We start from the raw sequence: 15,743 nt of genomic DNA on the forward strand, positions 1-15,743 counted from the left end.
CAGGCTATTCGATCTTCGCATCAGAAGCATCAAAACGTTTTAGTACTTCGTCGCTGATATCCATACCGTCATCGAAGAACAGAACATTTGAGCGATCAACGCCGATGTTGAGTTTTCGCTCCTGCGCGACCACGGCGGCAGTTTTAATGATCAATTCGCTCAGCTTACCCCGTAGCTCTGCCAACACTTCGTTGAGCTTGCGGTTTGCTTTTTGAAGTTCGATTTGAAGGTTACGTTGCTTTTGCTGAAGCGCTGCCACTTTCTGCTGAAACACTTCCGGCGCCAAAATAGCTTGCTGACGCTTCAGTTCATCCGCTTCAGTTTTCAAAACGGCGCGATCAGCTTCCACTTGTGAGCGAACGGCACCCACCTGCCCTTCAATTTTTGCTTTTGCCTCTTTCCAGACACGTGATTTGGCCATCACCCCCGCAACATTGACAATTGCCACTTTGGCTTCAGGGATCTGTTGGGCAGAAGCAGAAGACATCTGACCAGACAGTCCGCCGTTCAGCAGAATACCAACAGAAAGAGAAGCGACCAAAAAGAGGTTACCAGCAAGTTTGCGCACGAAAGGCTCCAGTTCTCAAAATTAATTTGTTGAGGTTGCCCAAGAACATATCAAAAGCACCCCCAATACCGCAACTTATACAATCGCCTAAATTTGGCAAAATTCAGACGCTTTTCCATTCCTGTATATGGTCAGACATCTCAAATTCGGGAATGGGTGGATGGCTTTTGGGTGTACCCAGATACAGAAAGCCAATAATTTCATCCAGACCTGTTGCACCGAGACGCGTTTTTACCGTTTCATCAAAGCAAATGTCACCGCTTCGCCAAATGCCTCCGAATCCCAGAGCATGGGACGCCAGCATAATATTTTGGGCCGCCGCTCCAGCAGATAGCAACTGTTCAGATTGCGGAATTTTAGGATGATCCTGGATCTTGGCGATAACCGCAATCACCAAAGGGGCTCGTAGCGGTTTCTTCAGTTCTTTTTCAAGGGCAGCATCAGACGCGTCAACATCCTTCTTCTTTAGGGCTTCTGCATATATCTGACCCAACTCGTGCCGTGCATCGTCCTTAAAGAGAATTATCCGCCATGGACGAAGACAGGCATGGTCTGGTGCGCGCAAAGCCGCTTTTAATATCTTTTCAAGATCATCCCCAGCTGGCGCTGGCGCCTCCAGCAATGCTGTTGATTTTCTGGTCAATAAAGCTTCGATCGCATCCATTAACGCTGCCTCTCCCAATTCTCTGATTTTTCCACCTATTTCTGTAACTTAATCCTATTTCAAAAAGACACAACCATCCAACTTTACATTAGGAATTAAAAAAAAGGATTGTCCAATTGCGTCAGATCAATTCATGATTGTTATCTGTGTCCTACACTCTCTTCACAGACCATAAATCGAATGCGAGGCGATGAAATGTCTATAAAAACGATAATCTTACATCTGACTAACGACGACAAACTTGATGGAAGAATTGAGGTGGCCCTTGGTTTGGCAACTCAGAACGGTGCGCATGTGACCGGTATCTATACCGTGACGCCTGCAACACCGCCAACCTCTTTCATGGGTTACATCCCACCAGAATTCATTGAACGCACACGCGCACAAGAAGCTGAAAATGCCGAAGCAGCGGCAGGTAAGCTGAAAGAAGCTGCTGCACGCGTTGATGTCTCTGTCAGCACCTTTAAAGAAGAAGGCTATGCGCTGGACATCTTGAACAAATATGCGATTGCTGCTGATCTGGTGATTATTGGTCAGGTAGATCCTGATGATGACAAATCTGCTCAGTATCAATATCTAGCGGATGAACTGGTTGTTAGCTGCCCAGCTGCTGTTCTGGCAGTTCCTTATGCGGGCACCTATCATAACTTTGGTGAGCGTATTTTGGTTGGCTGGAACGGAACACGCGAAGCTGCAAATGCTATTCAGGCAGCAATGCCATTCCTGCAAAAAGCAGATACGGTAACACTTCTCAGCATCAACCCTGACAGCGATCAATCTCAAGAAAATGAAGCTATTGAGGCTCACCTGAAACGTCATGGTGTGAATGCGACAGTTAAAACAACTCACTTTAAAGACGTGGGTGTCGGCAATGCATTGCTCGACTCCCTCGTGGATTATAACGCTGACATGCTGGTCATGGGCGCTTACGGTCACAGCCGTATCCGCGAAATGATCCTAGGCGGCGCAACACAGGAAATTCTGGAGCATATGACGGCACCAATCCTGTTTAAACACTAAACCGGGGCTTCGGTCCCTGTTTCGAAGGGGGCATCTTACACTCTCCACTCCATCCATCACCTTGGTAAGATGTCCCCTTTTGAAACCTCCCTCCATTCACCGGACGGGAGCTTTTTCAATTCCAGCTTTCCGATGGATTTTCTAATCAGCCTCAAAGTTGGACATCCAACCGCAGCCGTCATTCGGCGTACTTGCCTGTTCTTTCCCTCGGTGAGTTCTATCTCAATCCAGGTATCCGGAATGTTTTTTCGAACTCTTATGGGCGGTATCCTGTCCGGCACCTCTGGTTGCGGGTCCAATACGCGAACCTTGCAAGGTTTTGGCTTGTAACCTTTAAATTCCGGTCCAGCAGCCAATGCAGATAGCTGTTCTTTTGATGGACTACCTTCCACCTGCACCCAATAAGATCTCGGGTGGGCAAAACTCGGATCCAGCAGCTTTTTTATGAACTTTCCATCATTAGTCAGCAATAGAAGCCCTTCACTATCCCGGTCCAAACGGCCCGCCGCATAAATTCCTTTTGGCAAGTTAAAACCATCAAGGGCCGGATGGCCGCCTTCGCTTGTAAACTGACTTAAGACACCATAGGGCTTATTAAAGGCTATATATCTGAATTTACTTTGCAAATTGATGCTTCCTTTCACCTCATATGGCGAATACGACACATAAATTTTATTTCTCTTCAACCGATGTGAAAAAGAAACGATTTTATTAACTTTGTTGCCTTATTTTGAGGACCACTCAGTAATTTGTACAGGCACCATTGCCGAAATTCAGATCGTTGTAAATCTGACAAAACAAACAAAAGTACCTGCACCCTGGGATGGGTGCCGGGCTAACTGCGGAGTAGTACGGGCGAAATGAGTGAGTTACCACCCTTGAAAATTCTGTTTGTGGGAAACAGAGAGGGGGATGCGCAACAATTTTCTTGGTTGATTTCAAATATCAAGAAACCGGTTATGGAAATCATGTCCGTACCCGATGCTGATGCGCTACTCAACCAACGCAGTAATGCGGGGGCCGACGCTATTCTTCTGGATTTGGATTCGACAGGTGATTCCGATTTCGAAACATTAAAGGCGTTAAGGGCAACTTTCTCCACAACTCCGGTTGTTGTTCTCACTGAATCCGAAGACGAAGACGGTCAACTGGCCATTCGCAACGGGGCACAGGATTTCATAGGGCGCGGTCAACTCACAGCTGCAAGCCTGGCGAGAAGTCTGGTCAGTTCTATTGAACGTCAAAAAGGCCAACAATCCACTCAGGAAAACAGCCCTCTTTTAGAATCGGCAACGGCAGTTCTAAATCGCCTGCCTATGGGGGTTATTCTAGTAACGGCGACTTCGCAAGTCCTGTTTATGAACGGTAAAGCAAAAAACTACCTTGATCAGGGGGATGGCCTCAAGGTTGATCAGAACAGAATCTGCCGGGCGGCCCTATCAAGTGAAAACAAGCAGCTCTCCAATTTGCTTCAAAGCGTCTTAAACCAAGAAAGCGAAGAAGCTACTGACGGTGAATTTGCCATGTCGGTAACGAGAGAGCAAAAGGATACTCCTCTAACAGTTATGGTAGCGCCCATTGGAACAGGTATCGCGGGTAAAGGCGCAGTTCTTTTTGTGTCAGACCCCAGCGAACCTGTCGAATTATCGATTGATGCCATTTGCGGTCTATATGGCCTCACACCTGCAGAAGGCAGATTGGCATTGGGGTTGACCAATGGCTATAAATTGGATGACCTTGCTGAAGAATGGAACGTCAGCATGCATACTGTCCGTTCCCAACTCCGTCAGATTTTCAGGAAAACTGACACAAGCCGGCAAAGTGAGTTGGTCAAACTTATTCTGACCGGACCCGCTGCTCTAAAGGCGACACCAATTCTGTAAATTGCTATCGCCTTTAGATTACACTTCAGCTTTCTTCAATGTTCTCTGGTGGATTGGAAAAATGAGCCCAGTCTTCTCTTCCGCCCTTATTTTCCACATAATTGATCAGTGCACTCACCGGACGACGGTCATATTTTTTATCCGTCCCCTCCATCAGAATGGAAAGCGCTCTATTTATTGATAGTGCCGGACGATAAGCCCGCGCACTTACCATTCCCACATAATCATTTGCCACCAACAGAATACGGGCTGGCAAACTGATTGCCTCTTCTTTCAAGCCCCGCGGCTGACCGCTACCATCCCAATGTTCCTGCAACTGACGCAATGCTTCAGCAACAGGCAAGTCAAAACGCACCCCTTCCAGAAGATCTGCACTTGCAAACATGCTATCTCGAATGATCGCTTTCTCTTCATCCGTCAGATTTTCAGTTTTGGTCAGCAACTCAGGTGGGACAAGGATTTTACCCAAATTCATCAAATTGCCGGCGATATCTACGGTACGGCGGATACGATCTTCCGCACCGAGTTCCTCTGAAATAGCGATGGCGACTTCCGCAACCCGGGCAGACTGGTTTGCAGAATAGGGATCACGTCGGTCCAAAAATGCCACCAAAGTGCGCACCAGGCTTCGAAGGACTTTCTCGCGCTGTTCGCGTTCTGCGACGACTTCCGTAATATCCTGAAATACACCAAGCATTTCGGAGCCATGTTCATCCCCTTTACCCAATGGGACAAATTCTGACATCCACACTCGATCGCCTTCTTCTGTCTGCACATGAACCAGTTCACTTTGAATTTCTTTTTCTCGGCGTCCACGATCCAGGATTTCTTTAAGCTGATTTCCCACGTCTTTGTTAAAAGCTGTCAAAAGTGAACGCCCAATAATCTCCGTTTGATTCATTTGCGCATCATCAGCCGCCATCTTGTTGGCAAAGGTGTAGTGGTCATCTTTGTCAAACACAGCAATGGCATTCGGTTGCTGGTCCGTTACAATCTTGAGAAATTCAGTGCGTTCAGAAAGATTATCGGCTGTTTCTTTATATTTGGCAGCCAACTCAGCGGCACGCAATGAAGTACCATGACGCCATACCGCAATAACCGTACCTGTGACACCGATAATCAGCAGGAGAAACACCCCAAGCATTGTGTTAAGACGCTGCTTCGATTCCGCAAGTGCTTCTATTGTTGTTATACTCCGAACGAGATACCAAGGCGCACCTGAAATAGCACGGCCTGTTACCAGTACTTCATCGCCAAGATAGTTGCTGCGAGCGGCAAAACTCCCTGGGTTTTCTACAACGAAAGCCGCCGCTAATTTGGCGTCTGCCGTGAGTTTTCGTTTCAATGCGTCTGTACCATCTCCTAGTGGAGAGATATAGTCGATCAGCTTGTCACTTTTGCGAACAAGATAGGTATCCGTTGTCTCTAACGTGTCACCTGGTTGGTGCAGGGTTGGGAAGAGTGACTTCCTGACCGTTCTCAATCCAACAATAAAGCCAATGATATCGTCTTTCGACCCTTCATTTTGGATAGAGTAAACGGGTTGAACAAAGCCCATTGTAGGCTCGCCATCCAATCCTTCGTATATGTCTATGATCGCAGCAACACCATTTGCAGCTTCTGCCATCCCTGCACGGATTGCCGGGTTCATCGGCGGCATACTTCCACTGGATACGAGAAGCTGACCTGTTGCGTCAGTCAATGCAATACCGGCTCTACCCGGGCGCGCCACATTGGCCCTTATTTCCGGTTCCTCTGGCTCCCAAAAACCGCTTATCACTGCCTGATTATTTAGCAGGTTAATCAAATAGCCGGCCTCAGGAACATCAGTGATCTTGCTTCCATTGTCCCCTGTCTCAATCACCAACTGCGTCAAATAGATTTGCAGCGATTCATTTTCGGCGAGCGAAAGAACAGCCGCTTTTTGCTCCGTAATCCACCGTTGTACATCCGCAGCACGACTGTCTGCGACGATGCCAAGCTGAACTTCCCAGTTTTGGATATCTCTTTCTCTCTGACTATTTACAAAAGAAAGAGTTCCCCATACTCCCGCGATGACGACTGACGCCAATGCAATCGCACCAACTGACAGAATTTTATAGGTGCGCTTGCGCGTACTGGTTTCTTCAATAATGTCCGACATATTTTTTTCCGCTAGGGTATCAGTGTTTTTTACCTTGAGATCCAATGCAACAGATTGAACAACAAGCATTATTTAGTAGCCCAAAACTATTTCACGATAAAATGAACTAACGATTAACAGTTATTAACCATTTTTGCCCGATACTCTAGATAATTGCATAAATTCTACTTAATGAATGTAAGCACAGGAAATGAAAAAGCGACTTTCAGTCAGTAAACAACTTCTGTTGGCATCTTTGTTGTCGATGGGCCTGGCAACCACCGGGATGGCGGAGCCTGCTGAAGCAAAAACTGTATTTGGCTTCAAGGGATACAGCCACAACACCTTGAAACCATTTCCAAAATGGCGACGTGTTCTTGATGAATACAAAGAACGCCCTGGAGATTGTAATAGCGGTCAACTAAACGCCTGTGCATTCAAGAAGTGGAACGAGTTGATCGAAGAGCTCAAAGACAAGCCGAAGAAATTCCAGTTGGGCAAAGTAAACAGCTACATGAATCTTTATCGCTACATGCTGGATCCAATTAACTGGGGGGTGAAGGACTACTGGGAAATTCCAAAGGAGTTTTTTGCTAAATTCGGTGACTGTGAAGACTATGCAATTGTCAAATACTTCACCCTGCGTGCGCTAGGTTGGGAAGCCGATGATTTACAGATCGTCGTCCTGCAGGATCTGAATTTGCGAATTGCCCATGCCATTCTCACCGTCAATCTGGATGGCAAAAAAATGGTACTGGATAATCAGATCAGTCTGGTTGTAGATGCAAAACGCATTCGTCACTACCGGCCTATCTATTCGGTAAACGAAAAGGGTTGGTGGCGTTATAAACCTTCATGAACTCACAAATTTCAACAAAAAAGCCCCGGAAAAATCCGGGGCTTTTTTTTTGAGATTGATCTCTTAGCTATTGTCGTTTGGCAACGCTTCTTCCGGGAGAGTGACACCCAGAGTGCTGTTCAAGCGACCCATAGTTGCAAGCAGACGATACTTGGCAAACAGAACTGCATATTCAACAGTTGTCAAAGCAGTACGAGAGTTGAACAACTCGTTGTCTGCGTCCAGCATATCGAGAAGATCACGCTGACCGATCTGGAATTCCTGACGGTAAGTCGCAGCCACCTGACCGTTCGCAACCACCTGATCACCAAGTGAAACGGAACGAGCCTGTGAGCGCATCAGTATGCTCCAGCTTTGGCGAATTTCTTCTTCAACCAAACGCTCAAAACGCATTTTACGCTGTTTGCTTTCGGAGCTGCGCTCCATAGCTTCCTGCTGGCGACCGACATCGATACCGCCACGATACAGGTTGTAACGCATACGAACCATTGCAGTGAAGTCGTCGCTGTGACCTTCAACACCGTCTAGATCATTGTTGGCAGAAGCACCAAGCTCAAGGTTGACCGTTGGATAGAAGTTAGCTTCCGCAGCTCTGATTTCAGCTTCAGAAGTTACAACATCTGCATTTGCGAAGCGAATGTCAGGGTTGCTTTCGAGGCCGATTGAAACCACGTCTTCCAGTGTGTCTGGAATAATATCATCCTTGAAGGACGGCAGTTCCAGATTTACAGGAGCCTCACCAACCAAGCGGCGGTATGCAATTTCTGATTCATCCAGCTGACGGAGAGTTTCTGTCAGAGCAGCTTCAGCGGCAGCGACACGAGATTCAGTCTGCTGTACATCACCAACACCACTTTGACCTGCGTCTGCACGATCACGGATTTCTTTCAGTGTACGCTTGTGGATTTCCAGATTTTCCGTCGCAAGGTTTACAACTTCGAGATTACGAAGAACGTCTAGGTATGCCTGAACAGTATCGAGACCGATTGCTTCAGAACGTTCACGAACGCGGTATGCTGCACCATCAATGCGGCTTTCCTGACGATCGACCTCTGCCGCACGGAAACCACCGTCAATCAGTGTCTGTGTCAGAGTAATGCTACCCTCAGTACGTGTCAGCCACTCATCATCAATTGTGTTGGTGTCTGTCCACTCTTTACCAGCGCCAATCGCAAGATCAACTGATGGATAGTATAAACCTTCAGCTTGCTCCAGCTCCTGACCGATCGCGCGACGGTTAGCAGCAGCTTCCGCAATTTCAGGATAGTTTGTGACGGTTGCCTGAACCGCATCTTTCAATGACGCGGCCTGAACCGGTGCCGCCATCAGAGCGCCTCCGAACACAGCTGCCACTACACCCGCTGAAATCACGTTGCGAGCGCTGATTGAGCTAATTTTGGACTTCATGCCCCTCTCCCAAAAAAGAATTTCTGTCTTACAGGATACTAAACTTCAATACCTGGTCAATACTTCCATACTCATCATTTAATGAGATGGAGTAGTATTTATCACCTTGAGTGTCAACCACTTGTCCGCAAGGTGTGTCAATTCTGCTCACTGTTTTACAGTAATTCGCCCATGCCTTAACAGTACAAATACAGTGCCTCAGAAAAAAATCACATAGAGGCGTCAGATTGTGGCTAATATGCAACTTATGCCATACTTAAATTTATGAAGTGGTCAAGTTGGCCGTCCGCCGCCCCACAAACACCCAATATCCACACCCGCATTTTGAGTATTTTTTCCAAAATCACAAAACTTCCACAACAATACTACATAAGATTCGTATGATTCGTGGTTAACAACCCTCACACAGAAATTCCATTTCTTTGAATTTCTGTGTTATTTCAATGAAATTTATGGTTAACATTTAGACATCTCACAGCAGATCGCCGTTTAACACCAGTGCAAAATGGGCGATTCTCAGATCACACTGACCAAAAATTTGGAAATGAACAAATTTGAGGCGTTTTTTAGGGGATTAGAGACTTATTAACATGTTTTTCATCAAATGGTTTCTTAATCACCGCGTTGGCTCATCAGCCACGCTTTTCTGGGTACCAAGTAACTGACATTGGACACGCATATTTAAAGGGGGAGTTCTACCGACTTACCAAGCCGCTCACTTTATAGCTTGGTAAAGCAAGTAGTTCTTGAATTTTCAGGGGACGGTGCCTCGCATATCCGCCCCGATACGGAAAATTGAAACATGACAGATCAAACCAGTAGTGCAGGTAAACGCCCAAATTTGGGCGGGGAAAGTTTCGACCAAAAGGCGGCTGAGAGCTTAAAGCACGCGGATCCGCATATGGCACATCGAGATGCCGAAGAGATGAAAGAGAGTGCGGCTGCCGCCAGCAATCCTGAAGCTGAAGGCTGGGAAATCAACCTATCTGAAGTCTCCAGAACGGATCACGACAGCCTGCTTGGCTGCCTTGTCGCGATGACAAAAATCTTTGATGATCCAAGAACATCTGACGCCTTAATTTATGGTCTTCCTTTAGAAGATAATAAACTGACACCTGGCCTATTTGTACGCGCAGCTGAGAGAATCGGCGTTAGCGCGAGAGTTACAAACAGGAAAATTAGCAAAATCCCAGACATCGTTCTGCCTACAGTATTGCTGCTTAAAGATCGTCGGGCTTGCGTCCTTTTGAAAAGAAGCGGTCAGCAAGCTGAAGTCATTTTCCCCGAGACTGGAGAGGGAACTCAAACAGTTCCCTTGAAAGAACTAGAGGATCTATATGCAGGTTATGCAATTTTTATGCGACCTAACTTTAAATTCAGGGTTGCAAAGGATGATCGTCTGGAAGAACGCACAGGCTCCTGGTTCTGGGGAACCATCTGGAAGTTCTGGCCAACTTACGCTCAGGTGGTTGTAGCCGCATTTCTTATCAATAGCTTCGCGATCGCGAGCCCCCTATTCATTATGAATGTCTACGACCGTGTTGTACCGAATAAGGCATTGGAAACGCTATGGGTTTTGGCTTTCGGTGTCATAACAGTTGTGGGATTTGATCTTGTCCTGAAGACCTTGCGATCTTACTTTGTTGATAATGCAGGCAAGCGTGCAGATGTACTCCTCTCAAGCCGGATTTTCGAGCAGGTATTGAACATTCAGGTAAAAGCCCGCCCCCAATCCTCGGGCGCTTTTGCCAATCACCTGAGAGAGTTTGAAACGCTCCGTGATTTCTTCACTTCTGCGACCGTAACAGCTCTGGTTGACCTGCCGTTCCTTGGCGTTTTCCTGTTTATTATTTTCCTGATCGGCGGTCCAATTGCCATTGTTCCTGCGATCGCTGTTCCCGTGGTGATCATCCTCGGTCTGTTACTACAACTTCCTATGCGAAGGGCAGTTGCCAAAAACACAGAAGAGAACTCGCAAAAGCATGGTGTGATCATTGAAACTATTTCCGCCCTCGACACAGTTAAAAGTCTGGGCGTGGAAGGTCACATGCAGAAAGAGTGGGAGCGCTTTGTCGGACAAACAGCCAAAACCAGTGTAACGTCCCGCTTTTTCGCTGGCCTAGGGATCAATTTGTCCGCAGCGGCCATGCAGCTCGTTACCGTATTTGTTGTGATCTATGGTGTGACATTGATGTCAGATCCCGATTCTACAATGACAATTGGCGCTTTGATCGCTTCTACAATTCTAACGGGCCGGACAATGGCACCGCTTAGCCAGATCGCGGCACTTCTAACACGTCTTAATCAGGCGATGGTCGCCCTGAAAGGGTTAAACCAGATCATGGATCTGCCTGTGGAGCGGGATGCACAGAAGCGTCAGCTGAGCCGCCCGAACATTAAGGGTGAAGTGGAGTTCAAAGATGTCACATTCAAATATCCTGGAACTGATCTTCCTGCGCTTTCAAATGTGTCGTTCAAAATACGCCCCGGTGAAAAAGTGGCGATCATTGGTCCGGTGGGATCAGGGAAGACCACGATTTCAAGATTGCTGATTAATCTGTATGAGCCGGATGAGGGGGCTGTCCTTGTGGACGGGACTGATATTCGTCAGATTGATCCATCGGACATTCGTCGCTCGGTCGGCAGTGTGATGCAGGATGTCACCCTGTTCCACGGCACTGTGCGTCATAATATTACCATGGGCCACCCTCAAGCCGACGATGAAATGATCCTCCGCGCCTCCAAACTTGCCGGGGTTCATGATTTCGTCAGCCGTCATCCACATGGATACGACCTTCTTGTTGGCGAAAAAGGGGCGACACTTTCTGGTGGTCAACGTCAGGCACTTGGTATTGCCAGATCACTTCTGCCAAACCCACCGGTTTTGATGTTTGATGAGCCGACCAGCTCCATGGATTTGAACTCGGAGAAACGTTTCATCTCCCGTCTTCAAAGCTACGCTCAAAACAAGACACTTATTCTGGTGACACACAGAACATCCCTGTTCTCCATCGTCGATCGGATCATTGTTCTTGGGAACGGTAAAATCGTTGCCGATGGCCCGCGCGACGAGGTCCTGAAAATTGGACAACGTCAGAACAAAAAGAAATCTGCATAACCGTCCGGAAGAATTTAGAGAGATATAGGCTAAGAATATGTCCAAAAAGAATAACTGGAATGACGCAGATTTTGCTTCTGATGTGGCGGCTGCGGAAATACAAGGGCCAAGCCCAAAATCACTGCTTTTACTATTTGGTGTTATTGCCTTCTTTGTGGCTGCCTATATTTGGGCGGACAACGCGATTCTGGATGAGGTAACTCGCGGTGACGGTAAAGTTATCCCTTCATCACAAGTTCAGGTCATTCAAAACCTTGAAGGTGGCATCCTGAAAGAACTTCTGGTGCGCGAGGGTGAGATCGTTGAGAAAGGTCAAATTCTTCTTCGTATTGACGATACGGGTTTTGCAGCCAGATTTGGTGAAATTGAATCTCAATACATGAATCTGCTTGGCAAGATCGCCAGGCTGGAGGCAGAAGCTGAAGGCAAGGGAGTAAACTTCCCTCCAGAACTCCTGGCGGAAGCGCCTACCATTAGTCAGCGTGAACAAAGTTTGTTCAATGCACGTCAGGCTGAACTGCAATCTCAGATTTCCATTTTGCGTCAGCAGTCTCAGCAAAGAAAACAGGAAATTGCTGAAATTAACGGTAAGCTGGATCAACTCACTGCTAGTCTGGCACTGGTAACTGAGGAGCTATCCATTACAGAACCACTCGCGGAAAAAGGTATTGTTCCGAAAGTTCAACTGCTTCAATTAAAACGCGAAGTGAATGAGCTTCGTGGTCAGATCTCAGCTTCAAGACTTGCCCTTCCTCGCGCTCAAGGTGCGTTAAGGGAAGCTAACCAGCGTATTGAGGAAAAAATCCTGAATTTCAGAAGTCTCGCCTCTCAGGAACTCAGTGTTTCCCGTGCTGAATATGAAGTGGTTCGCCAATCAATTCTGGCGGCTAAAGACCGGGTTACCCGTACAGATGTACGCTCGCCGCTTAAAGGTGAAGTGAAAGCGCTTCACATCCAAACACTAGGCGGTGTTGTCCGCCCAGGTCAGGATATTGTGGAGATTGTTCCGATTGAGGATTCCCTACTAGTGGAAGCAAAAATCCGACCATCGGATATTGCCTTCCTGCGCCCAGGACAACAAGCCACGGTGAAAATCTCGGCCTATGACTATTCCATTTATGGCGGTTTACCTGCCAAGCTGGAAAGGATCAGTCCGGATACCATTACTGATGAACAAACAGGTGAAACCTTCTATCAGATTATTGTTCGGACAGAAGAGAACTCTCTAAAACGTGGCGAAGAAATATTCCCGATTAAACCTGGTATGATCGCTACAGTTGATACCCTTACCGGCCATAAGTCGGTGCTGGACTACATTTTAAAACCAATTCTGAAAACCAAGAACAACGCTTTGAGAGAACGCTAATGATTGCAAAATCACTTATTCTCGCCGCGTTAGGTATGGGTTTGATGAATGCACCTTCAAACGTTTCGGCGACTGAAAACGGTCTATTTGGAACTACGGAGATACCATCTCGAAATCTGGATGCCTTGCCACAATGGAAGCGTGTTATCTCAAGTTTTCCAGAACTGGAAAAAGCGGCCGCGGAATGTGACCGTGATATCCTGCGCTGTGGATCGCAGCAAATGACGCTGTGGCGCACAAAAATTCAGGAGTTGGAACACGCAAGCCTCAATCAAAAGGTGCGTGAAGTGAACCGTTTTATCAACAAGTGGCAAATTGCCAAAGATCAGGATCTGTATAAACAGGCTGATCATTGGGCAGCACCTCTTGATTTCCTACCGAACGGTGGGGATTCTGAAGATTTTGCGATTATGAAATATGTCAGCCTGAAAGAGTTGGGGGTTAAGCCGGAAAACATGCGGCTCGTGGTGACAAATGATGTCCTGCGCGGACAGACCCACACGATCTTAGGCCTCACGGCAGCAGGTAAGACATATATCCTGGACTCGCAAAATGACAGCGTCCTTGAGGAGGGACTCGTGAAATACTACGTCCCTTTTTATTCAGCAAACGAAACCACCCGCTGGGCACATATCCCCGGCCACTTAGCACGTCAGGGGAATGTTGGGGGGAATAAATAATGACTGAAACAATGGCAAATATGGAATTAAACAAGTTTATGGCCAATGATCTGCCGGATGAGGCGGATGGTGGTAACAAAAAACCCCTCCTTATTGGCGGTATCCTAGCCTTGGCTTTGGCAATTGGTTGCGTTTTTGTTTCCAATTCCTTTATCAGCGGAAAGCAGACAGCTCTTCTCGAAGAGTTGCAAACCCGGCAAGAAATCGCGGTTGAAGGCCGTGCCAATCTATTGGCGGCCTGGTTAGATGAAACTGCGCAACGGGCGAAGCCGATTACGGCCAGTCCGCTGTTCCAATTGTTTGCAACGGAAATTGGTATTTCAGGTGGTGGAAATCTTCCGCAAGCCCTTCAAAACCAGTTGCCTTACATGCAGAATGCAATCACTAGCTTTGTTCAAGAGAACCAGTTGGTTGGCGCCTATCTTATTGGACCTGATGGCCGAGCTTATCTGGCCTCTGCGGGCGCACCGGGTTTGAGCGATGAACAACGTGAAAAAGCGGTTAGCCAATATGACCGATCTGAAATCACTGTATCACCACTGCGTGATGCAAGTGACGACCTGCTCATTGATTATATGATCCCGATCTTTGCACCGCAAGCAACCGCTGGTGAAGAAAAAGGCAAAGTGACAGGCGTGTTGGTCATGGTGCTAAGTGCCTCCGATGCAATTAACACAGCCCTCAAGCCATCAAAACTTGATGCAGAGGGGCAGGTTCTTCACCTTTATCAGAAGCAGGGCGATAACTACGCGTTGGTTTCCCCGTCAAAAACCCCGAAAATTGCGAAAAGCAATACATCAGACATGGGCCAAGACTTTGGCTTACGCCCACTAAACTCTAACGGTACGTTCTATTTCACATCTGGCAACCAGGTGACAGGTACTGATTGGATGGTCTTGCAAGGACTACCTCAAAGCACTGCATTATCGGAGTTGGAGACCTACAAGTTTTCAATCTATGGCCTATCCGGCAGCTTTTTCCTGGTTGTGATCAGTATTGTCAGCGGCATCTGGTTTAGTCTGAAAAGCCAAAATGCCAAAGATATGGCTGACCAATACAAAACGCTTGCACAGCAAATCAATGCACAGCGCCGTCTACTTGGCAGCATCAATGGAAGTATCGAGGACCTTATTGGTCTGACGGATGCGCAAGGATTTTACGTTTATGCCAACCCTGCCCTCGCCCGTTTTACAGATTTCCCGGAAGCCTCAATTGCCGGTAAATCCGACCGAGATCTGTTTGGCGACGTCGCGGCAAGAAAACTGGATGAGATGAACCAGAAAGTCATGGTCAGCGGTCAGCCGACAAATGACATTTTTGAAATGGATACCGCCAATGGGGTCCGGATTGTTCGCGTCGAAAAATCCAAACTGTCTGATGACAGCGATTCCTTTATGGGTATTGTGACCGTTATCGGTGATATCACCGAATATATCACCTTCCAGCGCCAGAAAGAGGAACAGGGTCGCAAGACAATCTCAATCCTTGTGCGCATGATGGAAGAAAATGATCCATATCTCGCCGGTCATTCACAGCGGATGGGAGAACTTTCCAACAATGTTGCCAAGATTTTGGATATCCCACGTGAGGAACGCCAAAATATTGCAACCTCTGCGAACCTTTCACAGATTGGTAAAATCTCGATTCCACCGGAAATCCGGACAAAAGAAGGCCGTTTGACCGACGAAGAAATGAACATCATGAAAGGTCATGTGGACCGCGCGGGTGAATTGCTCGGAGAGATGGATATCGATGAAGATGTGATTACAGCCGTAACACAGATGTATGAGCGTCAAGATGGATCCGGCTATCCGAAACAACTTTCTGGGGATGAGATTAACGTCTCCGCCCGTATTCTGGGCATGGCTGATATTCTGGTCGCGCGTGTATCACCGCGCTCCTACCGTCAGGCAATTACCGTGGAAGAAGCCATGGAAGTATTCCGCACAAATCCGGAGAAATATGATCCGAAGGTCGTGACGGCGTTCGATGAATTCTTAAAAACAACTGACGGAAAGACGCTAGTCGATAGTCTTGAAGGTGGAATTGGATAATA

Annotated in this window: 12 protein-coding genes; 7 read left to right on the top strand and 5 right to left on the bottom strand. The window is 47.3% G+C overall.

Features of this window, described 5'->3' with window-relative positions:
* Positions 1-4 precede the first annotated feature (4 nt).
* Together GUA87_RS14735 and GUA87_RS14740 are read right to left on the bottom strand one after the other, a co-directional pair.
* On the bottom strand, positions 5-568 hold the full coding sequence (locus tag GUA87_RS14735) for an OmpH family outer membrane protein (protein WP_193717359.1): 564 nt from the start codon (positions 566-568) through the stop codon (positions 5-7).
* 103 nt (positions 569-671) lie between these two features.
* Positions 672-1,232 (bottom strand): nitroreductase family protein, encoded by a 561-nt coding sequence (locus GUA87_RS14740; protein ID WP_193717360.1) that lies wholly within the window; start codon positions 1,230-1,232, stop codon positions 672-674.
* A 195-nt stretch (positions 1,233-1,427) separates the two neighbouring features.
* Between GUA87_RS14740 and GUA87_RS14745 the strand changes: the two genes are divergently transcribed.
* Complete coding sequence (locus tag GUA87_RS14745) at positions 1,428-2,252, top strand: universal stress protein (RefSeq protein ID WP_193717361.1); 825 nt, start codon at positions 1,428-1,430, stop codon at positions 2,250-2,252.
* Between the two features lie 56 nt (positions 2,253-2,308).
* Here the strand turns inward: GUA87_RS14745 and GUA87_RS14750 are convergent, their stop codons facing one another.
* The gene (locus GUA87_RS14750) at positions 2,309-2,878 is read right to left on the bottom strand and encodes a pseudouridine synthase (protein WP_193717362.1); all 570 of its coding nucleotides are present in this window, start codon (positions 2,876-2,878) and stop codon (positions 2,309-2,311) included.
* 234 nt (positions 2,879-3,112) lie between these two features.
* Between GUA87_RS14750 and GUA87_RS14755 the strand changes: the two genes are divergently transcribed.
* Positions 3,113-4,135, top strand: coding sequence for a DNA-binding response regulator (locus GUA87_RS14755; protein WP_193717363.1), 1,023 nt, complete (start codon positions 3,113-3,115; stop codon positions 4,133-4,135).
* Positions 4,136-4,160: 25 nt separating this feature from the next.
* On the opposite strand, the gene GUA87_RS14760 is transcribed toward GUA87_RS14755, so the two are convergent.
* Positions 4,161-6,278: an HD domain-containing phosphohydrolase gene (locus tag GUA87_RS14760; RefSeq protein WP_193717364.1), complete on the bottom strand. Its 2,118-nt coding sequence runs from the start codon at positions 6,276-6,278 to the stop codon at positions 4,161-4,163.
* 190 nt (positions 6,279-6,468) lie between these two features.
* Here GUA87_RS14760 and GUA87_RS14765 point away from each other — a divergent pair, with 190 nt between their 5' ends.
* Complete coding sequence (locus tag GUA87_RS14765; protein WP_193717365.1) at positions 6,469-7,116, top strand: transglutaminase-like cysteine peptidase; 648 nt, start codon at positions 6,469-6,471, stop codon at positions 7,114-7,116.
* A gap of 63 nt (positions 7,117-7,179) precedes the next feature.
* Here the strand turns inward: GUA87_RS14765 and GUA87_RS14770 are convergent, their stop codons facing one another.
* Positions 7,180-8,523: a TolC family outer membrane protein gene (locus GUA87_RS14770; RefSeq protein ID WP_193717366.1), complete on the bottom strand. Its 1,344-nt coding sequence runs from the start codon at positions 8,521-8,523 to the stop codon at positions 7,180-7,182.
* Between the two features lie 802 nt (positions 8,524-9,325).
* Between GUA87_RS14770 and GUA87_RS14775 the strand changes: the two genes are divergently transcribed.
* From GUA87_RS14775 to GUA87_RS14790, 4 genes are read left to right on the top strand one after another with little or no spacing between them, the layout of a single operon-like run.
* Complete coding sequence (locus GUA87_RS14775) at positions 9,326-11,641, top strand: type I secretion system permease/ATPase (protein ID WP_227712032.1); 2,316 nt, start codon at positions 9,326-9,328, stop codon at positions 11,639-11,641.
* A 37-nt stretch (positions 11,642-11,678) separates the two neighbouring features.
* Positions 11,679-13,007: an HlyD family type I secretion periplasmic adaptor subunit gene (locus GUA87_RS14780; protein WP_193717367.1), complete on the top strand. Its 1,329-nt coding sequence runs from the start codon at positions 11,679-11,681 to the stop codon at positions 13,005-13,007.
* Positions 13,007-13,687 carry a transglutaminase-like cysteine peptidase gene (locus GUA87_RS14785; protein WP_193717368.1) on the top strand — a complete coding sequence of 227 codons (681 nt, stop codon included), beginning with the start codon at positions 13,007-13,009 and terminating at the stop codon, positions 13,685-13,687. Before GUA87_RS14780 ends, GUA87_RS14785 begins: the two co-directional genes overlap by 1 nt.
* Positions 13,687-15,741: an HD domain-containing phosphohydrolase gene (locus tag GUA87_RS14790; protein ID WP_193717369.1), complete on the top strand. Its 2,055-nt coding sequence runs from the start codon at positions 13,687-13,689 to the stop codon at positions 15,739-15,741. Before GUA87_RS14785 ends, GUA87_RS14790 begins: the two co-directional genes overlap by 1 nt.
* The last annotated feature ends 2 nt before the right edge of the window (positions 15,742-15,743 follow it).

This window comes from Sneathiella sp. P13V-1 (assembly GCF_015143595.1).
In the GTDB taxonomy this organism is placed as follows: domain Bacteria; phylum Pseudomonadota; class Alphaproteobacteria; order Sneathiellales; family Sneathiellaceae; genus Sneathiella.

Coding starts and splice junctions, on each gene's coding strand:
- GUA87_RS14745 (WP_193717361.1), top strand. CDS start 1,428: ATGTCTATAAAAACGATAATCTTACATCTGACTAACGACGACAAACTT.
- GUA87_RS14760 (WP_193717364.1), bottom strand. CDS start 6,278: ATGTCGGACATTATTGAAGAAACCAGTACGCGCAAGCGCACCTATAAA.
- GUA87_RS14775 (WP_227712032.1), top strand. CDS start 9,326: ATGACAGATCAAACCAGTAGTGCAGGTAAACGCCCAAATTTGGGCGGG.
- GUA87_RS14780 (WP_193717367.1), top strand. CDS start 11,679: ATGTCCAAAAAGAATAACTGGAATGACGCAGATTTTGCTTCTGATGTG.
- GUA87_RS14740 (WP_193717360.1), bottom strand. CDS start 1,232: ATGGATGCGATCGAAGCTTTATTGACCAGAAAATCAACAGCATTGCTG.
- GUA87_RS14765 (WP_193717365.1), top strand. CDS start 6,469: ATGAAAAAGCGACTTTCAGTCAGTAAACAACTTCTGTTGGCATCTTTG.
- GUA87_RS14785 (WP_193717368.1), top strand. CDS start 13,007: ATGATTGCAAAATCACTTATTCTCGCCGCGTTAGGTATGGGTTTGATG.
- GUA87_RS14770 (WP_193717366.1), bottom strand. CDS start 8,523: ATGAAGTCCAAAATTAGCTCAATCAGCGCTCGCAACGTGATTTCAGCG.
- GUA87_RS14790 (WP_193717369.1), top strand. CDS start 13,687: ATGACTGAAACAATGGCAAATATGGAATTAAACAAGTTTATGGCCAAT.
- GUA87_RS14755 (WP_193717363.1), top strand. CDS start 3,113: ATGAGTGAGTTACCACCCTTGAAAATTCTGTTTGTGGGAAACAGAGAG.